At 66.9% G+C, this 19,585-nt stretch carries 24 protein-coding genes and 1 pseudogene; 16 read left to right on the top strand and 9 right to left on the bottom strand.

Features of this window, described 5'->3' with window-relative positions:
- Positions 1–52: 52 nt before the first annotated feature.
- The 3 genes from AC2EAL_RS02115 to AC2EAL_RS02105 are packed head-to-tail and all read right to left on the bottom strand — an operon-like array spanning position 53 to position 2,104.
- A complete protein-coding gene (locus tag AC2EAL_RS02115; RefSeq protein ID WP_484722514.1) occupies positions 53–1,036 on the bottom strand; it encodes an adenosine kinase in 984 nt (327 codons plus the stop codon).
- On the bottom strand, positions 1,033–1,677 hold the full coding sequence (nth, locus tag AC2EAL_RS02110) for an endonuclease III (RefSeq protein ID WP_484722513.1): 645 nt from the start codon (positions 1,675–1,677) through the stop codon (positions 1,033–1,035). Before nth ends, AC2EAL_RS02115 begins: the two co-directional genes overlap by 4 nt.
- Positions 1,678–1,723: 46 nt before the next feature.
- A complete protein-coding gene (locus AC2EAL_RS02105; protein WP_484722512.1) occupies positions 1,724–2,104 on the bottom strand; it encodes a DUF4087 domain-containing protein in 381 nt (126 codons plus the stop codon).
- A 132-nt stretch (positions 2,105–2,236) separates the two neighbouring features.
- Here AC2EAL_RS02105 and AC2EAL_RS02100 point away from each other — a divergent pair, with 132 nt between their 5' ends.
- From AC2EAL_RS02100 to AC2EAL_RS02090, 3 genes are all read left to right on the top strand, one after another.
- On the top strand, positions 2,237–3,067 hold the full coding sequence (locus AC2EAL_RS02100; RefSeq protein WP_484722511.1) for a methylated-DNA--[protein]-cysteine S-methyltransferase: 831 nt from the start codon (positions 2,237–2,239) through the stop codon (positions 3,065–3,067).
- A 119-nt stretch (positions 3,068–3,186) separates the two neighbouring features.
- On the top strand, positions 3,187–3,846 hold the full coding sequence (locus tag AC2EAL_RS02095; RefSeq protein ID WP_484722510.1) for a YiaD family glycine zipper/OmpA-like lipoprotein: 660 nt from the start codon (positions 3,187–3,189) through the stop codon (positions 3,844–3,846).
- A 99-nt stretch (positions 3,847–3,945) separates the two neighbouring features.
- A complete protein-coding gene (locus AC2EAL_RS02090; protein WP_484722509.1) occupies positions 3,946–4,713 on the top strand; it encodes an FCD domain-containing protein in 768 nt (255 codons plus the stop codon).
- Here the strand turns inward: AC2EAL_RS02090 and AC2EAL_RS02085 are convergent.
- Positions 4,710–5,549 (bottom strand): AraC family transcriptional regulator, encoded by an 840-nt coding sequence (locus AC2EAL_RS02085; protein WP_484722508.1) that lies wholly within the window; start codon positions 5,547–5,549, stop codon positions 4,710–4,712. The two genes, AC2EAL_RS02090 and AC2EAL_RS02085, sit on opposite strands and share 4 nt — an antisense overlap.
- 114 nt (positions 5,550–5,663) lie before the next feature.
- Between AC2EAL_RS02085 and AC2EAL_RS02080 the strand changes: the two genes are divergently transcribed.
- From AC2EAL_RS02080 to AC2EAL_RS02070, 3 genes are read left to right on the top strand one after another with little or no spacing between them, the layout of a single operon-like run.
- A complete protein-coding gene (locus tag AC2EAL_RS02080; protein ID WP_484722507.1) occupies positions 5,664–6,623 on the top strand; it encodes an acetyl-CoA carboxylase carboxyltransferase subunit alpha in 960 nt (319 codons plus the stop codon).
- Positions 6,620–6,934: a DMT family transporter gene (locus tag AC2EAL_RS02075; protein WP_484722506.1), complete on the top strand. Its 315-nt coding sequence runs from the start codon at positions 6,620–6,622 to the stop codon at positions 6,932–6,934. Before AC2EAL_RS02080 ends, AC2EAL_RS02075 begins: the two co-directional genes overlap by 4 nt.
- Positions 6,931–7,416, top strand: coding sequence for a hypothetical protein (locus AC2EAL_RS02070; protein WP_484722505.1), 486 nt, complete (start codon positions 6,931–6,933; stop codon positions 7,414–7,416). Before AC2EAL_RS02075 ends, AC2EAL_RS02070 begins: the two co-directional genes overlap by 4 nt.
- A 189-nt stretch (positions 7,417–7,605) precedes the next feature.
- Here the strand turns inward: AC2EAL_RS02070 and AC2EAL_RS02065 are convergent, their stop codons facing one another.
- Positions 7,606–8,211 carry a pyridoxamine 5'-phosphate oxidase family protein gene (locus tag AC2EAL_RS02065; RefSeq protein ID WP_484722504.1) on the bottom strand — a complete coding sequence of 202 codons (606 nt, stop codon included), beginning with the start codon at positions 8,209–8,211 and terminating at the stop codon, positions 7,606–7,608.
- Positions 8,212–8,394: 183 nt separating this feature from the next.
- On the opposite strand from AC2EAL_RS02065, the gene AC2EAL_RS02060 reads away from it, so the two are divergent.
- A complete protein-coding gene (locus AC2EAL_RS02060) occupies positions 8,395–9,273 on the top strand; it encodes a hypothetical protein (RefSeq protein ID WP_484722503.1) in 879 nt (292 codons plus the stop codon).
- Here the strand turns inward: AC2EAL_RS02060 and AC2EAL_RS02055 are convergent.
- The 3 genes from AC2EAL_RS02055 to AC2EAL_RS02045 are packed head-to-tail and all read right to left on the bottom strand — an operon-like array spanning position 9,260 to position 11,549.
- A complete protein-coding gene (locus AC2EAL_RS02055; RefSeq protein WP_484722502.1) occupies positions 9,260–9,988 on the bottom strand; it encodes a lysophospholipid acyltransferase family protein in 729 nt (242 codons plus the stop codon). The two genes, AC2EAL_RS02060 and AC2EAL_RS02055, sit on opposite strands and share 14 nt — an antisense overlap.
- Positions 9,985–10,881, bottom strand: coding sequence for a cell division protein FtsX (locus AC2EAL_RS02050; RefSeq protein WP_484722501.1), 897 nt, complete (start codon positions 10,879–10,881; stop codon positions 9,985–9,987). Before AC2EAL_RS02050 ends, AC2EAL_RS02055 begins: the two co-directional genes overlap by 4 nt.
- Complete coding sequence (locus tag AC2EAL_RS02045; RefSeq protein WP_484723384.1) at positions 10,878–11,549, bottom strand: cell division ATP-binding protein FtsE; 672 nt, start codon at positions 11,547–11,549, stop codon at positions 10,878–10,880. Before AC2EAL_RS02045 ends, AC2EAL_RS02050 begins: the two co-directional genes overlap by 4 nt.
- A gap of 177 nt (positions 11,550–11,726) precedes the next feature.
- On the opposite strand from AC2EAL_RS02045, the pseudogene AC2EAL_RS02040 reads away from it, so the two are divergent.
- The 5 genes and pseudogenes from AC2EAL_RS02040 to AC2EAL_RS02020 form a co-directional block, all read left to right on the top strand.
- A pseudogene (locus AC2EAL_RS02040) lies at positions 11,727–11,825 on the top strand (DUF7836 family putative zinc-binding protein); the annotation flags it as partial.
- 12 nt (positions 11,826–11,837) lie between these two features.
- On the top strand, positions 11,838–12,917 hold the full coding sequence (locus AC2EAL_RS02035; RefSeq protein ID WP_484723409.1) for a hypothetical protein: 1,080 nt from the start codon (positions 11,838–11,840) through the stop codon (positions 12,915–12,917).
- Between the two features lie 85 nt (positions 12,918–13,002).
- Positions 13,003–14,736, top strand: a complete 1,734-nt coding sequence (gene ilvD, locus AC2EAL_RS02030) for a dihydroxy-acid dehydratase (RefSeq protein ID WP_484722500.1) — start codon at positions 13,003–13,005, stop codon at positions 14,734–14,736.
- 5 nt (positions 14,737–14,741) lie between these two features.
- The gene (locus AC2EAL_RS02025) at positions 14,742–15,515 is read left to right on the top strand and encodes a DUF6478 family protein (protein WP_484722499.1); all 774 of its coding nucleotides are present in this window, start codon (positions 14,742–14,744) and stop codon (positions 15,513–15,515) included.
- Positions 15,516–15,524: 9 nt separating this feature from the next.
- On the top strand, positions 15,525–15,896 hold the full coding sequence (locus AC2EAL_RS02020) for a hypothetical protein (RefSeq protein ID WP_484722498.1): 372 nt from the start codon (positions 15,525–15,527) through the stop codon (positions 15,894–15,896).
- A 73-nt stretch (positions 15,897–15,969) separates the two neighbouring features.
- Here the strand turns inward: AC2EAL_RS02020 and AC2EAL_RS02015 are convergent, their stop codons facing one another.
- Positions 15,970–16,455: a redoxin family protein gene (locus AC2EAL_RS02015; protein WP_484722497.1), complete on the bottom strand. Its 486-nt coding sequence runs from the start codon at positions 16,453–16,455 to the stop codon at positions 15,970–15,972.
- Between the two features lie 89 nt (positions 16,456–16,544).
- On the opposite strand from AC2EAL_RS02015, the gene AC2EAL_RS02010 reads away from it, so the two are divergent.
- Genes AC2EAL_RS02010 through AC2EAL_RS01995 form a run of 4 tightly spaced genes read left to right on the top strand, consistent with a single transcriptional unit; the run spans position 16,545 to position 19,517 of the window.
- Entirely contained in the window at positions 16,545–17,747 is a 1,203-nt protein-coding gene (locus tag AC2EAL_RS02010) for an NAD(P)/FAD-dependent oxidoreductase (protein WP_484722496.1), read from the top strand.
- Between the two features lie 59 nt (positions 17,748–17,806).
- Entirely contained in the window at positions 17,807–18,364 is a 558-nt protein-coding gene (gene rsmD, locus AC2EAL_RS02005) for a 16S rRNA (guanine(966)-N(2))-methyltransferase RsmD (protein WP_484722495.1), read from the top strand.
- Entirely contained in the window at positions 18,361–18,864 is a 504-nt protein-coding gene (locus AC2EAL_RS02000; RefSeq protein ID WP_484722494.1) for a hypothetical protein, read from the top strand. The genes rsmD and AC2EAL_RS02000 overlap by 4 nt, the downstream gene beginning before the upstream one ends.
- Positions 18,861–19,517, top strand: coding sequence for an HAD family hydrolase (locus AC2EAL_RS01995; RefSeq protein ID WP_484722493.1), 657 nt, complete (start codon positions 18,861–18,863; stop codon positions 19,515–19,517). The genes AC2EAL_RS02000 and AC2EAL_RS01995 overlap by 4 nt, the downstream gene beginning before the upstream one ends.
- Positions 19,518–19,585: the final 68 nt, after the last annotated feature.

Genomic DNA, 19,585 nt, shown 5'->3' with positions numbered 1-19,585 from the left:
GGCCAGTCTCGAATTTTCGACGAAAATTCGGGGCCGGTCGCTCTGTTGCGCCCTAGATCAGGCCTTCCTTGCGGAAGAGGGCTTTGAGGTCGGCCTCAGGCCTTGCGCCGAAATGGGAGATGACTTCGGCGGCGGCGACGCAACCCATGCGGCCGGAGGTGGCGAGCGACTGGCCGGTGGCGAGGCCGTAGAGGAAGCCCGCGGCGAACTGGTCGCCAGCGCCGGTGGCATCGACGGGGACGACGCGTTTCACCGGGACGACGGCTTGTTCTTCGCCACGGACGACGATGACGTCGTGGCCGGAGCGGGTGCAGACGACGAGGCCTGCGTCCTGGGCGGCCTGTTCCAGGGCGGCGGAGAGGTCGGTCTGGTAGAGGGACGACCATTCATGTTCGTTGCCGATGACGTAGTCGAGCGACTTGACCAGGCGGCGGAAGTCGTCGCGGTGGCGGTCGACGCAGAAGGGGTCGGAGAGGGCGATGCCGGCCTTGCCGCCTGCCTTGTGGCAGAGCTCGACGGCGCGTTCGAAGGCCTGTTTGCCCTTGGGCTTGTCGTAGAGATAGCCTTCGAGGAACAGGATCTCGGCGCTGCCTGCGACGCTGTCCGACACGTCATCGGGGCCGAGTTCGGAGGAGATGCCGAGGTAGGTGTTCATCGACCGCTCACCGTCGGGGGAGACGAAGATCATGGAGCGGGAGGTGGGAAGTTCGCCGCCGGGGACGGGGGGGTTGACGAAATCGGTGCCTTCGTCGGCCATGGTGCGGGCGTAGAATTTCCCCAGCGCATCGTCGTGGACGCGGCCGATGAAGGCGGTGGTGAGGCCGAGGTTGCCAAGGCCAGCCAGGGTGTTCGCCACCGACCCGCCGGGGGCCTGCTGGCGGTTGGTCATCGCGCCGTAAAGGAGTTCGCCCCGTTCGCGTTCGACGAGCTGCATGATCCCCTTCTGGATCCCCATCAGGTCGAGAAAGCTGTCATCGGCGGTGGAGAACACATCGACGATGGCATTGCCGATGCCGACGACCTGGTAGGATTTCATGCGGTCTTCTCCGGGTAAAGGCACCAGTCCCGGATCGGGCAGATGCCGCATTTGGGTTTGCGCGCGATGCAGATATACCGGCCGTGCAGGATAAGCCAGTGGTGGGCGTGGGCCTGGAATTCGACCGGCACGTTGTCCTCGATCGCGCGTTCGACCTGGGCTTCGTCCTTCCCTGGGCAGATGCCGGTGCGGTTGCCGACGCGGAAGATATGGGTGTCGACGGCCTGGGCGGGGTGGTGGAACCACATCGACAGGACCACGTTCGCGGTTTTCCTGCCTACGCCAGGGAGGGTGACGAGAGCGGCGCGGGACGACGGCACCTCGCCGCCGAAATTGTCGATCAGCAGGCGGGAAAGCTTGATGACGTTCTTCGCCTTGTTGCGGAAAAGGCCGATGGTCTTGATGTGCTCGATCAGGCCCTCTTCGCCAAGGGCCAGCATCTTTTCCGGCGTGTCGGCGATCTGGAACAGCTTGCGGGTGGCCTTGTTCACGCCGACATCGGTGGCCTGAGCGGAGAGCGCGACCGCCACCAGCAGGGTGAAGGCGTTCACATGCTCCAGCTCGCCCTTCGGTTCGGGCTCGATCTCGGCAAAACGCGCGAAGACCTGTTTCAGGGTGGCATAGGGCAGCTGCGGGGTCATTCGGCCCTTTTGCCAGCGAGGCCACCGTGACGCAACCGACTTGGGCCTAAGGTGGCGGCAGGGCCGGGTCCTGTTCGCAGCGTGACAGCGGGATCTCGGTCAGACGCGAGATCGAGATGACGTTGTCGTACTGGCCACCGCCCGCGTCGAACTCGCCCTCGGCGCAGGCGCAACTGTAGCCGTAGCGATCGGTGACCTGACCGGCATAGTCGATGCGCAGCCGGTCGTCGAAGGAACGGGTGTAGGCGTCCTCGAACCCCGGGACGGGCGGCCCGCCCTGCATGGAAATCCACCACTGGCCATCTGCGTCTTCCAGGATGACGTTCGCGGGCGTGGGGTTGTGATACCAGCCGCAGCGGGTTTCGGTTTTGGCCGCCGCGGGCAGGGCGGCCAGAACGGCGGTGGTCAAGAGGATAAGGCGGAGCATCGGAGCCTCGTGCATCGGTGCCGGAACTTGCCCATGCCTGAATGAAACGCTCAAGGCGGGAATTCCGGATGCGCAGGAAGCGGGTCGCGGGACTGCCGCCGCCGGGCTAGGGTGCTGGCCAAGGAGACTGCAATGACCGACCAATCCCCGTCCTACCACTACCAGGTGATCGGCCGCGCGCTTCAGGTGATCGACGCCGAAAGCCCGGCGCTGACGCTGGAAGCGCTCGCTGCCAAGATGAACATGAGCCCGGCGCATTTCCAGCGCGTCTTCAGCCAATGGGTCGGGGTCAGCCCCAAGCGCTATCAGCAGTACCTGACGCTGGGCCATGCGCGCAGGCTTCTGGCCGAGCGGCACACCATGCTGGGCACCGCGCTGGAGACGGGGCTGTCGGGCACCGGACGCCTGCATGACTTGTTCCTGACCTGGGAAGCGATGTCACCCGGCGACTATGCCCGGGGCGGCGAGGGGCTGGAAATCAAGTGGGGCTGGTTCGAAAGCCCCTTCGGTCCGGCCCTGGTGATGGCCACGGCCAAGGGCATCTGCGGCATGGGATTTGCCGACGAGGTGGGGGCCGAGGCGGCGCTGGAGGACCTGGTCAGCCGCTGGCCGAAAGCGCGGTATATCGAGGATCCGATGGCGATCCGCCCGATGGTCGACGCGGCCTTTGGCGGTCAGGCGACCAGCCTGCACCTGATCGGCGCACCATTCCAGATCAAGGTCTGGGAGGCGCTGCTGGCCATTCCTTCGGGCCATGTCACGACCTACGCCGACATCGCCGGGGCCATCGGCCATCCGCAGGCGCATCGCGCCGTGGGGACGGCAGTCGGGCGCAATCCGATCTCGTTTCTTATCCCCTGCCATCGGGCGCTACGCCGGGACGGCGGCCTTGGCGGCTATCACTGGGGCCTGCCGAGGAAGCGCGCCATGCTGGCCTGGGAAGCCGCGCGCACAGAGTTGTGAATGCGCGGAAGCCTGCCGAAAGCCTGCGGAACAGCCTGCCTCTCGACGTGGTTCATGTATTGTGGCAGGGGTCGTAGCACAGGCCCGCCAATGGGCGAACTATCGAGGCGAGAGCAAACATGATGATGAAGACCCCCCTTATCCTGGCCGTGGCCAGCACGCTGGGCCTGACCGCTTGTGTGGTTGACCCGAACGCCTATCCCGATGACCCGAACGCCCGCCAGCGGCAGGGTGCGATCATCGGCGGTCTGACCGGTGCGGTGGCCGGCGTCGCCGTTGCGGGCGACGGGGACGAGCTGAAGGGCGCGATCATCGGCGGCGCCCTGGGTGCCGGTACGGGCGCGCTGATCGGTGCCGACCTTGACCGCCAGGCGGCCGAACTGCGCGGCTCGCTGAACTCGAACATTTCGGTGACGAACACGGGTGAATACCTGATCGTCAACATGCCGCAGGACCTGCTGTTTGCGACCGACAGCGCCGCTGTCCGCCCGGACCTGCGCGCCGACCTGAACACCGTTGCGGCGAGCCTTCTGCGCTATCCGAACAGCCGGATCGAGGTGATCGGCCATACCGACAACACCGGGACCGCGGCCTACAACCAGGACCTGTCGCAGCGCCGTGCAGTGGCGGTTGCGGGTGTCCTGCGCGATGCGGGCGTGCCGGGCGGTCGTCTGGCGGCTTACGGTCGTGGCGAGGACCAGCCGGTTGCGTCGAACCTGACGCCGGAGGGCCGCGCCCAGAACCGTCGGGTTGAGATCATCATCCGCCCGACCAACTGATTTTGTGGGATGACGGGAAAAGGGGGCCGGTCGGCCCCCTTTTGCTTTGCGCTTTTGGCAAGATCGGTCATATTTCCGAACCAATAACCCGGGTTCGTCATGCCATTTCTGAAAGTCACGCCTGAAAAGCTGTCCAACTCGGTCGTCCGCCAGATCGAACAGCTGATCCTGCGCGGCATCCTGCGCCCCGGTGAGCGCCTGCCCTCGGAACGCGACCTGGCCGAGAAGATGGATGTCTCGCGCCCGTCCCTGCGGGAAGCCATCGCCGACCTGGCGGAACGCGGGCTACTGGTCAGCCGGGCCGGGTCGGGTGTCTTCGTGGCGGATGTGCTGGGATCGGCCTTCTCTCCCGCCCTGGCGCAGCTTTTCTCCACCCATGACGAGGCGGTGTTCGACTACATCAGCTTTCGCCGCGACATGGAGGGGCTGGCGGCGGAACGGGCGGCGGTCTACGGGTCCGAGACGGACCTGAAGCTGATCGCCACGATCTTCGGCAAGATGGAAGTGGCGCATCAGAAGCGTGACCCCAGCGACGAGGCGCAGCTGGACGCCGAGTTCCACATGGCGATCATCGAGGCTTCCCACAACGTCATCATGCTGCACATGCTGCGTTCGATGTTCGACCTGTTGCGGCAAGGGGTGTTCTACAATCGCCAGGTCATGTTCAAGAACCGGATGACGCGCGACCAGCTTCTGGACCAGCACCGGGCGATCAACGCCGCGATCCAGGCGCGGGACCCGGTCGCCGCGCGCGAGGCGATTGGCGCGCACATGGCCTATGTGGAACAGGCCTTCCACGACCAGATGCGCGCCGAAAAGCACGAATCCATCGCCCGGCAACGGCTGGAGCAGGAGGCGAGCCGCTAACCCTTCAGCGGCAGGTGCAGTTCGGTCACCAGGGCCTCGGGTGCGGTGTCCATTGGGCTGTTGAGGTAGACCTCGAACGACGGGCTGTCGGCGGGTTCCTCGCCCGAGGCAGGCAGCCAGACCCCGAACAGCTCGTCATATGCGGCGGGGAGGCCTGCATAGGGGCCGGTGTAGGTGAGGACCGCCTGACGCCCGGCGGGGAGGGTGACGTCCTCCAGGGGCGCAGAGAGATCGGAGGCCCCCTTGATTTCAAACCCGGCATGGCTGCGCAGGTCGGGTTCGGGCGTGGACTGCGGGTCGTCGTAGAAGACGGCGATCATCCGGCCCGCATTGCTGAACAGATCGCGGCTGGCCATGACGGCGGACAGCTTCTGGAAGGCGCGGGAAATCTCGAAATAGGCGCCCTGGTGCGGCAGGGCGGCCAGGCGGATCGGGGCCTCGCTGCGAATGGTGACGGGATACATCGGGGGTCTCCTTGGGGTTGGGCTGCGGGCAAAGGGGCGCAATTCGCCCCGTTTGCGGAAGGCGGTGGGGGACATCAGGAACGCGTCGGAAAAGGCGCGCTGGAAGCTGGCGAGGTTCTCCATCCCCACGGCGGCGGCGATGGCGGGCAGCGGATCGTCGGTCATCACCAGAAGGTAGGACGCCCGCTGCATCCGGATCCGCCGCACGGCCTGGGCCAGCGTCTCACCGGTCATCGCGCGGAAGACGCGGTGCCAGTGAAACCGGCTCATCGCCGCGACCTCGGACAGGGCATCGAGCGACAGGTCCCCGGAAGGGTTGTCATGGATATGGTCAAGGACCCGAAGCAGCCGCCTTTCGTTCGCGTTCGTCATGTCGCCTTTCCTTTCGCAAGGTCAGACTTGCACGTCCCCGCTGCACAAATCTTGCCGAGTTGCATCGCTCCCGGCCCGGGGGCATATAAGGGCGGTCCCGCAAAGGAAGCCCGCATGCAATACCTCGAGTTCGAAAAACCTCTGGCAGACATCGAAGGCAAGGCCGAAGAGCTGCGGGCAATGGCGAAGACCAGCCCGGGCATGGATGTCTCGAAAGAGGCCGAGGCGCTGGACCGCAAGGCGGATCAGGCGTTGCGCGATCTCTACAAGACGCTGACGGCCTGGCAGAAATGTCAGGTGGCCCGCCATCCGGAGCGGCCGCACTGCATGGATTATGTGGGCCAGCTGTTCACCGAATTCACGTCGCTGGCGGGCGACCGGGCCTTTGCCGACGACCATGCGGTGATCGGGGGCCTTGCGCGGTTCAACGACCAGCCGGTCGTGGTGATCGGGCATGAAAAGGGCAACGACACCAAATCCCGCATCCAGCGCAACTTTGGCATGGCGCGGCCCGAAGGGTACCGGAAGGCGATCCGCCTTATGGACCTCGCCGACCGCTTCCGCATCCCGGTCATCACGCTGATCGACACGGCAGGCGCCTATCCCGGCAAGGGGGCCGAAGAGCGCGGCCAGGCCGAGGCCATCGCCCGGTCGACCGAGAAATGCCTGGCCATCGGCGTGCCGCTGATCTCGGTGGTGATCGGCGAGGGCGGGTCCGGCGGGGCGGTGGCTTTTGCCACGGCGAACCGGGTCGCGATGCTGGAGCATTCGATCTATTCGGTCATCTCGCCGGAAGGCTGTGCCTCGATCCTGTGGAAGGACGCCGAAAAGATGCGCGAGGCGGCCGAGGCCTTGCGGCTGACGGCGCAGGACCTGCAGAAGCTGGGGATCATCGACCGGATCGTGAAGGAACCGCTGGGGGGCGCTCAGCGCGCGCCAAAAGAGGCGATTGACGCGGTGGGCAAGGCCATCGAGGCGATGCTGGGCGAGCTGTCGGGCAAGAAGCCCGAGGCGCTGATCAAGGATCGGCGGCAGAAGTTCCTGGAGATGGGTTCCAAAGGGCTGGCGGCTTGAACCCCTGGGTGATCGTCGTCATCGCCGGGCTGATGGAAACCGGCTGGGCGCTGGGGCTGAAGTATTCGGAAGGGTTCACCCGGTTTTGGCCGTCGGTCATCACCATCGTGCTGGCGCTAGGGTCGTTCTACCTGTTGTCAGTGGCAATGAAGTCGCTGCCGGTGGGCACGGCCTATGCGGTCTGGGTCGGCATTGGGGCCGTGGGGACCGCCATCGCGGCGGTGTTCCTGTTCGAGGAGCCGGTCAACCTGATGCGGGTGATGGGGGTGATGCTGATCCTGGCCGGCATCGCGGCGCTGAAGTTCGCATGATCCGGGGGCTTTTCCTTGCGGCGCTGCTGGCGGGGTCAGTCCAGGCGGGCACGCTGGACGGGCGGCTGGTGACCTTCACGGTGGAAACCTGGAACGACTTCGAAAACCCGCTGCTGGTCGCGCGGGGGCGGACCGTGATCGTGGGCGAGGGCACCGAGTTCGGCCTGGGTCCCGAGGGGTTTACCGGGGGCCTTGACGTGGTGCCGGTCGCGGTCGAGATCGGTCCCTCGCGGATCGAGCTGAGCTATCCCAAGGGGATCGGGCGGTTCTACGAGGCGCGGTTCAACGGCTATGTCCTGCGGTTCGAGGGGGAATGCGCGCTGTTCGACAAGGTGGCCATCGACCCGGCAGGGACGACGATGCAGGTGACCGAGGTCTGGGCTGAATCGGGATCGCTCTATATCAACGTCTCGGGCCTGGGCTACGGGCCCGAGGCGCGGCTGGCGCTGGACCTGGAGGTCGCGGACTGCCCGCTGAGTTGATCTGTCCACGGTGGACAGGATTCCCAGCCGTATGAAATCAATGGCTTGGTTGCGGGCGTTAGGGATTTGTTAGTCCCCGGGAGTGGCTCGTCGTGCGTCTTCGACTTCTCCTCGTCGGGGCTCGTCGTGCGCCTTCGGCTTCTCCTCGCGGGGCGGCAGCGATGAGGGACGAAGTCCCCGAAGAGCGGTTCACCACATGGTCTTCGCGGCGCGTCCGGGCCAGTCGGCGTCGTAGGCAGTGCCGTCGATCCGACCTTCGGTGATCTCGCGCAGCATGTCGCCGACGGTGGGCAGACCAGCCGACTGGTCACCAGAGGTCCAGAGGGCCGAACGGATCAGGGCGCGGGCGCATTGGGAATAGGCCTCGGCAATGCGGATCACGATGACGGTGCGGGGCTGCTTGCCGTCCCTTTCGAACCGGGCGCGAAGGGCTGGATCGGCGGTGAGCCGCGCTGTGCCATTCACCCGCAGCGCGTTGTTGGCCCCGGGGATCAGGAACATCAGGCTGACCCGCCCGTCGCGGACGATGTTGCGCAGGCTGTCGATCCGGTTGTTGCCGTGCCAGTCAGGCAGCGTCAGCGTCTGCGGGTCAAGGACAGTGACGACCGGCCCCTCGTCGCCTCTGGGTGAGCCATCGGTGCCCTCCGGCCCCACGGTCGTCAGGATGCAGAAGCGCGAGCGGTCGATCCAGGCGCGGTAGGCGGGCGTCAGGTGCGGCGTGACCTTGACGGTCGCGGCCTCGGCCGGCGAGCCGTATTGCGCGTGCAGGTCGTCAAGCGTGGTGATCCAGTCCATGTCGTGGCACCCTTTGCTGGCCCCGGAGGGTTTCACACCCTCCGGACCTCCCGTGGAGTATTTGCCCAAGGGCAAGGAGATTTGCCCTTGATCTTCGCTTTGCCGGGGGATGGCAATCCTGTCCGGGCGGCTTGTGTTCGGCCCGGTGCTGTGGGTTATCCTGCGGACTGGGGGAGGAGCGGAATGCGTCTGTTTCTGGTCAACGACACCGGCGGCTCGCGGCACTTCGGCTGCAAAGCAGTGATGCGGTCGTTGCGGCATGTGCTGGCCGAGATCCCCGAGATCGAGATCGTCGGCATCCATACCGTCAAGGAACGCCAGCTGAACGAGGCGGATTTCACAGCGGCCGAGGTGGTGTTCGTCAATGGCGAGGGCACGATCCACCATGACGGGCCGCGATCCCGGTTCCTGATGGGGGTGATCGCCCGGGCCCGGCGCGAGGGCAAGCGGGTAGTGCTGGCCAACGCGCTGTTCCAGATGCACGCCTATGCGGACCAGCGTATCCTTGAGGGGTTGGCCCTTCTGGCGGTGCGCGAACCGCGCTCTGCGGCCTATGCGCGGGCGTATGGCGGTGCGCCGGTGGTGCTGCTCGATTCCGCGGCCGATCCGCGCTTTACCGGGGGTGGCGAGGCCTTGCCCCTGACCAGCGGCACGGTGATTGGTGGGGAAAACGCGGACGGGCCGCTGCCGGATGCCTTTGCCGGGATGGAGGGGCACCGGCTGACCATGTTCTCTGCCCCCATGCCCGACATGATCGCAACGCTGCGCCAGGCGCAGGTCTATGTGACCGGGCAGCACCATGGCGTCTATGCGGCGGCGCTGGCGGGCTGTCCCTTCGTCGCGGTGCCGTCGAACAGCCACAAGATCGAAGGCTTCATCGAATGGACCGGCCTGCCGATCCCGATCTGCACCCGGAAGCGCGATCTTGAGGGCGCCATCGCCTTCGTCAGGCGCAACCCGGCGATCTTCCGCGACCTGACGGATTTCATGGCGGCGCAGAGCGTGCTGACCTCCGGCCTGCTGCGCGAGGCGTTGGGGCTGGGTCCGGTCAGCGCGGGGTGAAACCGGCCTCGGCCATCAGGCGGTTCGAATGGGTTTCGACGTCGGTTTCAAGCCGGGTCATGAAGTCAGGGATCGCCATGCCCGGGGCGATCGGGTCAAGGAATTCGACCACGGCGAGGCCCGGTTTGCGCAGGATACCGCGCTTGGGCCAGAAGACGCCGACGTTGGCCGCGACCGGATAGCAGGGCTGGCCCAACTGTTCGTAAAGCAGGCCGGTGCCGACCTTGTAGGCCTTGTGCGCCCCCGGGGCGACGCGGGTGCCTTGTGGGTAGATGATCAACTGGCCAGGCTCGGCAGCCCCGGCGGCCACGTCGGATTTCATCTTGGCGATAGCCGCGCCGCGCTTGCCGCGGTTCACCGGAACGCAGCCGATGCGCAGGGCGTACTGGCCCAGGAAGGGGGCGAACATCAGTTCCCGCTTCATGATGAACTTCCCCGCCGGGACCGCGTTGAAGATCAGGATGATGTCGAGAAAGCTTTGGTGCTTTGCCGCGATCAGGCATTCGCCGGTGGGCGGCGTGCCGCGCACTTCGGACTTCAGGCCACAAAGGATTTGCAGGGTGAAGATCGTCCAGCGGCAGAAGGCTTTGCAGGCCACGCGCGCGCCGGTGCGGGAAAACAGCGCCCAGGGCGCGAAGACGACGGCCAGCACGGCCATCGCCAGGTACATCTGGATGATGAAGAGAGCCGAGAGGAGCCAGCGGATCGGGGTCATGTCAGCTCTCGCAGTTTCTGGAACGCGGCGCGGCGGGTGGCGAGGAAGGCCACGATAGCCGCAAGCGGCGGCAGGGCAAAGGGCCAGAGCCAGCCAAGCCCGCTGAACCCAAGGCCGGTCAGGAAGCCCCCGGCAGCATCGGCGGCGGGCAGGGCGGCGACGCCGATCAGGCCGGCAGCGGCCCCGACAGCGGCCCCGCCCAGCGTGCGCAGGGTAAAGCGGCGAACAAAGGCGCGGGCGATGTAGCTGTCCTTGGCCCCGACCAGGCGCAGGACGCGGATCACCTCGGCATTCGTCGCCAGTGCGGCGCGGGCGGCAAGGGTGATCATCGCGGCCATGGCGGCACCGATCAGCACGATGGAGAGGACACCCAGAAGGCGGATGCGGGCGGCAGCCTCGGCCAGGGGGCGGCGCCAGCGGGTATGGTCGTCCAGGATCGCGCCCGGCGCCTCGGCGGTCAGGCGCTGGCGGAGGCCCTCGGAATCATAGGGCGGCTCGGCCTCGACCACCTCGAACAGGCGCGGTATCGGCAGCGCCTCGACCGGCAGGCCGGGGCCGAACCAGGGTTCGAGAAGCGTGCGAGTTTCCGCATCGTCGATCAGTCGGTAGCTGGCGATGCCGGGGGTGGAGGCGAGCGTGGCAAGGATCGCGTCGGTCTGGATCTGCACCTGTTCGGCCGGGGCGGACAGGCGGATGGTGGCGGTCTTGGCCAAGGCCTCGGACCAGCGGGTGGCGAGGCGACCCGAGGCGAGCGAGAGGGCGAGGGCGAAGACGCAGAGGAAGGTCATCGCGCCTGCGGTGAAGGTGGTCAGCCAGGCGGTGGGGCCGGACGGGGGCACAACCTCCAGCGCGCGGGTGGTGGGGCTGGCGGGTTTGGCGGCAGGGGGTCTCACAGGTCGGCCCCCGCAAGCTGGACGCGGTGCTTGGCGATGCGAAGGACGCGGGCCTGGATCTGGGCCTTGGCCTGGCGGATCAGGTTGAGGTCGTGGGTGGCCACCAGGATGGTCTTGCCCATCTTGTTCAGCTCGACCAGCAGGGTGAGGATGCGCAATGACATCTCCCAATCGACGTTGCCGGTGGGCTCATCCGCCAGGATCACGTCGGGATCGACGATGACGGCGCGAGCAAGGGCGGCGCGCTGGCGTTCGCCGCCCGACAGTTGCGGCGGCAATGCGTTGGCCAGGTGCTTCAGGCCGACCCAGGAGAGGAGGTCGTCGAGGTCCTGGGGCGAGCTTTCGCGATCGGACACGGTGAACGGGAGCGCCATGTTCGCGGCAAGGGTCATGTGGTCCAGGAACTTGCAGTCCTGGTGCACGATGCCGATACGGCGGCGGGTGCGGGCCACATCGTCGCGCGACAGGCTTTTCACGTCGCGGTCAAACAGTGTGACCCGGCCCGACGTCGCCTGCAGCTCGGCATAGGCGAGCTTGAGGAAGGTCGATTTGCCCGCCCCCGAAGGCCCGGTCAGAAAGTGGAAGGACCCCGGGGCGAGGCGCAGCGAGACGTCCGAGAGCAGCTCTCCTCCGCCGTAATTGTAGGCCACGTTCTCGAAGGTGATCACGCCGTTCCCCTGCCGCAGTCCCGGGATTTCGGCCTTGTGCCGCGCCCCTGTCACTGCGCTTTCCATCGCACAGGCTGAAACGATTGTACAAGAGCGTGCGACAAGGCCTTGGAACGACAGGAATTAAGGATTACAAATCGACGCGGCGACCGGAAAAACATGCGTTGAGGGATAAGAATGCGGTTGGTTTGCCCGAATTGCGAGGCGAAGTACGAGGTGCCCGAGGACGCGATTCCGGAAACGGGTCGCGACGTGCAATGCGCGAACTGCGGACACGCATGGTATCAGATGCGCCCGCGCGCGGCCGTAGCAGAGGCAGTCGGTGCCGCGCCGGCGGCAGCGGTGCCGGTGGCGAAGGCGCCCGAACCCGAGCCGGTGCCAGAGCCTGCACCCGCCCCGGAACCGGCGGCAGAACCGGTGCCAGAGGTTGCCGCAACGCCCGAACCCGTACCGGCACCAGAACCGGCTCCAGAACCGGCACCTGAGCCCGATCCCGCCCCCGGTGCCGAGCCGGACGTCGTGGCCGAGACTGTTGCTGCGGTCGAACCCTCGGCTGAGGCGACCGTCGAGCCGGAGACCGCCGCGCCGGTTGCAGAGGCCGCCAAGGCTGACGCGGGGCCGTCGGTGACGTCCGAGGTGGTCGAACCTGTTGCAGAAAGCGTGGCACCTGCCGCCGAGTCCGTGCCTGCCGCCGAGGCGGTCGCAGAAACTGTCGTCGCGACAGCGGCAGTTGCCGAGCCCGTCGCTGCACCCGCCGCACCGCTTCCGGATCTCGACGACGAGGATGACTCTGCTTCTGTCGCCGCACAGGCTGCAGCTGCTGGTGCGGCCGCCGCCGCAGCGGCCCCCGCGGCTTATGCGGTCGACGACTCGGTGCTCGCGATCCTGCGCGAAGAGGCCGAGCGGGAAGCCCAAGCGCGCAAGGCCGAGGCAGGCCAGCCCCTGGAAGTGCAGACCGATCTTGGGATCGACGCCGCTGCCCGAGGTGCAAAGCGGTCGGTCGAGGTCATCAGCGCGGACGAGGGCGACAGCGACGACAAGCTTGCCGGGCGCCGTACCCGCCTGCCGGATGTCGAAGAGATCAACTCGACCCTGCGGCCCAGCGAGCGGGCGATGGAGGACATGCCGGTCGATGCCGCAGCGGTCGCGGAAGAGGGGCGCAGCGGGTTCCGCAGCGGTTTCCTTCTGGTGATGACCATCGCGATCCTCGCCTCGGCCCTCTACATCAGCGCCGATGCCCTGAGACAGGCCATTCCGGCGCTGGGCGGTTTCCTCGACGCCTATGTCGGCATAGTCGACAGCTTGCGGCTGCAGCTGGACGGCCTGATGCAAAGTGCGACCGTGGCGATCAACGGCTCCAGCACCTGATGCCCAAATCGGCTTGCCCCGGGCGGGGCGGGCCTTTATCCCTTGCGGCGAGCCAACGCATGCCCATTGCCCGCAAGGAGCCGTCATGACCAACCCGCGTTTCGACAAGTCGAAGCTTCCCAGCCGCCATGTGACCGAAGGCCCGGCGCGCGCTCCGCACCGCAGCTACTTCTATGCGATGGGGATCACCGAGGAAGAAATCCACCAGCCCTGGGTGGGCGTGGCGACTTGCTGGAACGAGGCGGCCCCCTGCAACATCGCGCTGAACCGGCAGGCTCAGGTCGTGAAGCAGGGCGTGAAGAAGGGCGGCGGCACCCCGCGCGAGTTCACCACGATCACCGTGACCGACGGGATCGCGATGGGGCACGAGGGGATGCGGTCCTCGCTTGCCAGCCGTGATGCCATTGCGGATACGGTCGAGCTGACGATGCGCGGGCATTGCTATGACGCGATCGTGGGTCTGGCGGGCTGCGACAAGTCCTTGCCGGGGATGATGATGGCGATGGTGCGGCTGAACACGCCGTCGGTCTTCATCTATGGCGGGTCGATCCTGCCGGGCCGCTATCAGGGCCAGGACATCACCGTGCAGGACATGTTCGAGGCTGTGGGCAAGCACCAGGCCGGGAACCTGTCGGACGTCGAGCTTGCGATCATGGAAAAGGTCGCCTGCCCCTCCTCGGGTGCCTGCGGGGCGCAGTATACGGCCAACACGATGGCCTGCGTGTCGGAAGCGATCGGTCTGGCGCTGCTGAATTCGTCCAGCGCGCCTGCGCCTTATGAATCCCGCGACCAGTTCTGCGAGGCGTCGGGCGTGGCGGTCATGAACCTGATCGAGAAGAACATCCGCGCGCGGGACATCGTGACGCGCAAGTCGCTGGAGAATGCCGCCCGCGTCGTGGGTTGCACCGGCGGCTCGACCAACGCGGCGCTGCACCTGCCCGCCATCGCGCATGAGGCGGGGATCGACTTCGATCTGTTCGACGTGGCGGCCTGCATGAAGGACACGCCCTATTTCGTCGACCTGCGTCCGGGCGGGAAGTACGTGGCGAAGGACCTGCACGAGGTCGGTGGCGTGGCCGTGGTGATGAAGGAGCTGGCGAAGGAAGGCCTGCTGCACCTCGACTGCATCACCGCGTCAGGCAAGACGCTGGGCGAGTCCCTGGACGAGATCCGGGGCGAGGCCGACGGGCGGGTGATCTACCACATCAACAGCCCCATCACCAAGACGGGCGGCGTGGTCAGCCTGAAGGGCAACCTGGCACCCGACGGGGCCATCGTGAAGGTCGCAGGCATGACCGAGGCCGAACAGGTCTTCACCGGCCCGGCGCGCGTCTTCGAATGTGAGGAAGATGCGTTCGCCGCCGTCAAGGCGCGGGAATACAAGGAGGGCGAGGTCATCGTCATCCGCAACGAAGGCCCCGCTGGCGGGCCGGGAATGCGTGAGATGCTGTCGACCACCGCCGCCCTGTCCGGCCAGGGCATGGGCAAGAAGGTGGCGCTGATCACCGATGGCAGGTTCTCGGGCGCGACGCGGGGCTTCTGCGTGGGCCACGTCGGCCCCGAGGCGGCGCATGGCGGGCCGATTGCTCTTCTCAAGAACGGCGATGTCATCACGCTGAACGCGGTGACCGGAGAGCTGTCGGTCGCGCTGTCGGATGAGGAACTGGCCAAGCGCAAGACGGAATGGAAGGGGCCGCGCAAGACGGCTTACACCTCGGGCGCGGTGCACAAGTTCGCCAAGCTTTGCGGTGGCGCGCGCTGGGGGGCGGTGACGCATCCAGGGGCGAAGGGCGAAAGCCACGTCTACATGGACCAGTAAGGCCGATGGCCAGCGGCATTTCCCGGGGCATCGAGGGCTGGCATCAAAAGCGGGCCGAGCGGCGCTGGGCGCGACTGGCCAATGCGGTGGACGACCTGGACGGTTTTGAGGTGCGCGCCCTGCGGACCGAGGCGCGCGGCATGCGGCGGCACCTGGACCGGGTCATCCAGGCCGCCGATGCGCGGCTGGCAGTGCCGTCGCTGAACTCTGGCCTGCCGCAGATGCCCTTGGGCACCGACTGGTCCTGGCGCCCCGATCTGTGGCGCGGGGCCATCGCCGAACCCGGGATCATCGCCCAGGGCGACCGGACGGCCCTGGGCGAGAACCTGGCGCTGTATCACGACTGCCCGTTGGGCGAAGTGGTGGCGCGGCAGGTCCGCAATACTCAGGCCGAGGACCGCGCGCCCTACGGGCTGGCGCTGGATGTCTTCGGCTTCAAGGGCACCTTCCTGTCGGTCGCGATGAACTTGCCGCAGGCGGCCATCGACGGGCTGAAGGCGCGGCATCTGGTGCGGGTCGAACTGGTGGTCGAGACCGACGCGCCGTTCCGCGGCTATGCCCGGCTGAACATCAAGCACGGGCCGAACCTGTCGCAGCCGGTGAGCAGCCTGCCGCAAGACGGGCGCGACAAGCTGGCCGAGTTCGATCTGGCCTATGCCGACATCAACGAAAAACGCGTCGAACGCGCCTGGGTCGACCTGATCCTGAACGATGTCGCGATGAGCCGCATCGTGATCCGGGATGTGCTGGTCAGCCGTCGGCCACGGGCGGAACTGTAAGGGGGCAGCATGGCCAAGGCGACCGGAATGACGCTGGTGCAGACGCGGATCGCGGGCGGGGTCTGGGAAGGCGCACTGAGCGGGGCTGGCGATGCGCCGGTCGTCGAGGCGCTGCACGCAGGGCGGACGGTCGAAGGTGTCGAGGTCTCCCCGAAACCGGGCAAGGCCGGGCAGTTCACCGTCCGGGTGCCGATCCCGGCCTGGGCGCTGAACGAGGGCGTGCAGACCTTCGTGCTGCGGTCGGGCGGGGAAACGCTGGCTGAGTTCACCTTGGTCGCCGGGGTGCCGCTGGACGAGGACATTCGTGCCGAAGTCAGCCTGCTCCGTTCCGAGCTGGACCTCTTGAAGCGCGCCTTCCAGCGTCACGTGCGCGAGGGGTGACGGCCCCTCGTCGTGCGCCTTCGGCTTCTCCTCGGGGCAGCGAAGAGCGCCGAAGGCTGCGATGAGCGGTCGGTCAGAGCTGCGACAAGAGGTGTTCGCCAGCCGAAATCTCGCAGCCGGTGCCGGTTTCCGGGTTGTACTTCGTCACCACCCCGTCCTCGGCCAGAAGCGAATAGCGTTTGGACCGGGCGAAGAAGCCAAGGTGCGGCACGTCGAAGGTGAGACCGATGGCCTTGGTGAAGCTTGCATCCGCATCGCCCAGCATGGTGATCCCGGCGGCGGTGGCCCCGGTCGCCTCGCCCCAGGCCTTCATCACGAAGGGGTCGTTGACGGCCACGCAGATGATCTCGTCCACGCCCTTGTCGGCGAATTTCTTCGCGGTGCGGATGAAGCTGGGGACATGGGCGGTGGAACAGGTCCCGGTATAGGCGCCGGGAAGCCCGAAGATCACCACTTTGCGGCCCTTGAGCTTGTCCGACAGTTTCACCGCCTCGGCCCCGGCGTCGCCCATCTTGAGAAGCGTGGCCTCGGGAAGTTTCGAACCTTCTGCAATCGTCATTTTCGATCCCTCGTTGTCACGGCGCGTTGCGCCCGTCCTGCCTTGGGTTATAGGGTCCGGCGCGGAACATGCCAGAGGGGGGACGGCGGATGCGCGTGGTGATCGTTGGGGCAGGGCAGGCCGGGGCGGCACTGGCGGCGAAGCTGCGTACCCTGGGCCATGACGGCGAGATCGTGATGCTGGGCGACGAGCCCGCGCCGCCCTACCAGCGCCCGCCGCTATCGAAGGCCTATCTTCTGGGCGAGATGGAGGAAGACCGCCTCTGGCTGCGCGCGCCCGAGTTCTGGGCGGAGAACCGGGTGGAGATGCGGCTGGGCCAGCCAGTGACGGCCGTTGATCCGGTGGCGAAGACGGTGACGGTGGGCGGCGAGGCGCTGGAGTATGACCATCTGGCGCTGACTACGGGCTCTACCCCCCGTCGCTTGCCTGCGTCCATTGGCGGGTCGCTAGAGGGCGTCTATACGGTGCGGACCCTGGCCGATGTCGACGCGATGCGGGGCGAGTTCGTTGCGGGCCGCAAGGTCATCATAGTGGGCGGCGGCTACATCGGGCTGGAGGCGGCGGCGGTGGCCTCGAAGCTGGGGCTCGAGGTGACGGTGCTGGAAATGGCCCCGCGCATTCTGCAGCGGGTGGCGGCGCCCGAGACCTCGGATTTCGTGCGGGCGATGCACCAGGCGCATGGGGTGAAGTTGCAGGAATCAACGGGCCTCGACCGGTTGATCGGCGACGACCGGGTGGAAGGCGCGCTCCTGAAGGACGGGCGGACCCTGCCCGCGGACTTCGTGATCGTGGGGGTGGGGATCACGCCGAATACGCATCTTGCCGAACAGGCGGGGCTGGTCCTCGACAACGGGATCGCCACGGATGAGCTGGGCCGGACCTCGGACCAATCGATCTGGTCGGCGGGGGACTGCGCGTCCTTCCCCTGGCAGGGCGGGCGCATCCGGCTGGAGTCGGTCGGCAATGCCATCGACCAGGCCGAGGCGGTGGCGGCGAACATCCTGGGGGCAGGCCAGCCCTATCAGGCCAAGCCCTGGTTCTGGTCGGATCAGTACGACCTCAAGCTGCAGATCGCCGGGCTGAACATCGGCTATGACCATGTCGCGACCCGCAAGGGCGAGGGCGAGGCGGTCAGCTTCTGGTACTATCGCGGCGCGGACCTGCTGGCCGTGGACGCGATGAACGACGGCCGGGCCTACATGGTCGGCAAGCGGCTGATCGAGATGGGCAAATCGCCGGCACCCGAGGTGATCGTATCGACCCCCGACCTGAAGGCGCTGCTGAAGGCCTGACCCCCTCACCCCCGGCCCCTCTCCCCGGACGGGACAGGGGAGACCAGCGCGGAGCGGACATGCGGATCATTGGCGGAAGCCGTCGCGGACTGAAGCTTGCCGAGGTGGGCGAGGGCGATGTCGCGGCGCATCTGCGGCCCACCTCCGACCGGGTGCGCGAGGCGATCTTCAACCTGCTGATCAACGCGCATGGCAACCCGGTTGCGGGGGCGCGAGTGCTGGACCTGTTCGCCGGGACCGGGGCGCTGGGGCTGGAGGCCTTGAGCCGCGGGGCGGCGGAGGTGACGTTCGTCGATGACGGGGTGAAGGCGCTGGCGCTGATCCGGGCGAACATCGGCAAGATGCGGGCTGAGGGGGAGACGAGGGTCCTTCGCCAGGACGCGCGGAAGCTGGGGGCGAATGTGGGGGCGGGCTACGGGCTGGTGTTCCTTGACCCGCCCTATGGCAAAGGGTTGGGCGAGGTGACGCTGGCCGCGGCGCGGATCGGGGGCTGGCTGGCCCCGGAGGCAATGGTCGTCTGGGAGGAAGGCGCGGGCCCCGTGGTGCCGGAGGGGTTCGACCAGGTGGACCAGCGGAAATATGGGGATACGGTGGTGACTCTGGTGAGGGTGGTATGAACGAGATTCTTGTAACTTACGACCCAAGGACAGAGCGCGTGCGGCGCATAGAGCGCGCCTTCAACAACCGAGTTGCCAGGCGGTCGATTGCTCGCTTTGCAACCCCTGCAGCTCTAATTGGCTTTTTCGCGGTGTTCTTCACCGTGCAAGCAAGTGCGTCCCACCCCGGAGATGGCGCAAAATGGCTGCTTCCGGGACTTGCCTTCTTTGTCGTCCACGACCTGTTGCGGCACTTGTCACAGCGTCGTATGGCGGCGGCCGCGGATGCCGCTCCAATCCGGAACCGACCTGTCGCAACTCTTAGCATCGGCCCCGCAGGGGTGAATGCGCAGGGAACGCAATTGTCCTGGCGTGAGATCATCGAGATCGTGCGCATGGATGACGCAACCTTGTTACTGATCTTGCCCTATCAAGCTTTGCTTGTGCCGGATGAAGCTCTTCCTGACGGCGTGACACCGGAGGACCTTCGACGTCGCATCTCCAAGTGGAAAGCCGCATGACCCGCCCTGAAGCCGTTCTATTCGACTGTGACGGCGTGATCGTCGACAGCGAGCGGATGACCTTCCGGATGTTCCGCGAGGATCTCGCCGCGCATGGGCTGCCGCTGACGGAGGAGGAGTTCGAGACGCGCTTTGTGGGCGGCACGGTCGAGATGGTGGCGAACCGGGCCCGCGAGGCGGGGGCGCGGTTGCCGGGGGACTGGGTCGCCCGGTTCTATGACCGGATGTATGCAATGCTGGCGGCGGGTGTGCCGCTGATCGCTGGGGTGGTTGACGTCCTGGACCGGCTGGATGCGGCGGGGGTGCCCTATGCGATGGGGTCGAACGGGTCGATGGAAAAGATGCAGATCACCCTCGGCCAGCACAGGCTGATGCACCGGTTCCGGGTGGTGCTGTCCGGGCAGGCGATCGGCGCGCCCAAGCCCGCGCCGGATGTCTATCTGCAGGCGGCGCAGGCCTGCGGGGCGGAGCCGTCGGGCTGCGTGGTGATCGAGGACAGCGCCTCGGGCGCGCGGGCCGGGCTTGCGGCGGGGATGCGGGTTCTGGGCTATGCCGAACATGGGCCGGACACTCCGACCGCGCGCCAGCTGACAGACCTGGGCGTGCCGTTGTTCCACCGGATGGAGGACTTGCCGGGACTTTTGAGCCTCTGAACGCCTCCTCGTTCGCCTTCGGCTTCTCGTCGGGAGGTCAGCGACGAGTGACGAAGTCATCGAGGAGC

The organism is Tabrizicola sp. T74 (genome assembly GCF_057219935.1).
The sequence above is the reverse complement of the archived record's forward strand: the minus strand, read 5'-3'. Positions and strand labels throughout refer to the sequence as shown.

Excerpts from the sequence above, each read along its gene's own strand:
- AC2EAL_RS02020 (WP_484722498.1), top strand. The coding sequence starts at position 15,525 with ATGGCCAAGGCGACCGGAATGACGCTGGTGCAGACGCGGATCGCGGGC.
- nth (WP_484722513.1), bottom strand. The coding sequence starts at position 1,677 with ATGACCCCGCAGCTGCCCTATGCCACCCTGAAACAGGTCTTCGCGCGT.
- AC2EAL_RS02090 (WP_484722509.1), top strand. The coding sequence starts at position 3,946 with ATGCCATTTCTGAAAGTCACGCCTGAAAAGCTGTCCAACTCGGTCGTC.
- AC2EAL_RS02000 (WP_484722494.1), top strand. The coding sequence starts at position 18,361 with ATGAACGAGATTCTTGTAACTTACGACCCAAGGACAGAGCGCGTGCGG.
- AC2EAL_RS02055 (WP_484722502.1), bottom strand. The coding sequence starts at position 9,988 with ATGACCCCGATCCGCTGGCTCCTCTCGGCTCTCTTCATCATCCAGATG.
- rsmD (WP_484722495.1), top strand. The coding sequence starts at position 17,807 with ATGCGGATCATTGGCGGAAGCCGTCGCGGACTGAAGCTTGCCGAGGTG.
- AC2EAL_RS01995 (WP_484722493.1), top strand. The coding sequence starts at position 18,861 with ATGACCCGCCCTGAAGCCGTTCTATTCGACTGTGACGGCGTGATCGTC.
- AC2EAL_RS02115 (WP_484722514.1), bottom strand. The coding sequence starts at position 1,036 with ATGAAATCCTACCAGGTCGTCGGCATCGGCAATGCCATCGTCGATGTG.
- AC2EAL_RS02085 (WP_484722508.1), bottom strand. The coding sequence starts at position 5,549 with ATGACGAACGCGAACGAAAGGCGGCTGCTTCGGGTCCTTGACCATATC.
- AC2EAL_RS02065 (WP_484722504.1), bottom strand. The coding sequence starts at position 8,211 with ATGGACTGGATCACCACGCTTGACGACCTGCACGCGCAATACGGCTCG.
- AC2EAL_RS02010 (WP_484722496.1), top strand. The coding sequence starts at position 16,545 with ATGCGCGTGGTGATCGTTGGGGCAGGGCAGGCCGGGGCGGCACTGGCG.
- AC2EAL_RS02035 (WP_484723409.1), top strand. The coding sequence starts at position 11,838 with ATGCGCCCGCGCGCGGCCGTAGCAGAGGCAGTCGGTGCCGCGCCGGCG.
- AC2EAL_RS02060 (WP_484722503.1), top strand. The coding sequence starts at position 8,395 with ATGCGTCTGTTTCTGGTCAACGACACCGGCGGCTCGCGGCACTTCGGC.
- AC2EAL_RS02025 (WP_484722499.1), top strand. The coding sequence starts at position 14,742 with ATGGCCAGCGGCATTTCCCGGGGCATCGAGGGCTGGCATCAAAAGCGG.
- AC2EAL_RS02080 (WP_484722507.1), top strand. The coding sequence starts at position 5,664 with ATGCAATACCTCGAGTTCGAAAAACCTCTGGCAGACATCGAAGGCAAG.
- AC2EAL_RS02095 (WP_484722510.1), top strand. The coding sequence starts at position 3,187 with ATGATGATGAAGACCCCCCTTATCCTGGCCGTGGCCAGCACGCTGGGC.
- AC2EAL_RS02070 (WP_484722505.1), top strand. The coding sequence starts at position 6,931 with ATGATCCGGGGGCTTTTCCTTGCGGCGCTGCTGGCGGGGTCAGTCCAG.
- ilvD (WP_484722500.1), top strand. The coding sequence starts at position 13,003 with ATGACCAACCCGCGTTTCGACAAGTCGAAGCTTCCCAGCCGCCATGTG.
- AC2EAL_RS02100 (WP_484722511.1), top strand. The coding sequence starts at position 2,237 with ATGACCGACCAATCCCCGTCCTACCACTACCAGGTGATCGGCCGCGCG.
- AC2EAL_RS02015 (WP_484722497.1), bottom strand. The coding sequence starts at position 16,455 with ATGACGATTGCAGAAGGTTCGAAACTTCCCGAGGCCACGCTTCTCAAG.
- AC2EAL_RS02105 (WP_484722512.1), bottom strand. The coding sequence starts at position 2,104 with ATGCTCCGCCTTATCCTCTTGACCACCGCCGTTCTGGCCGCCCTGCCC.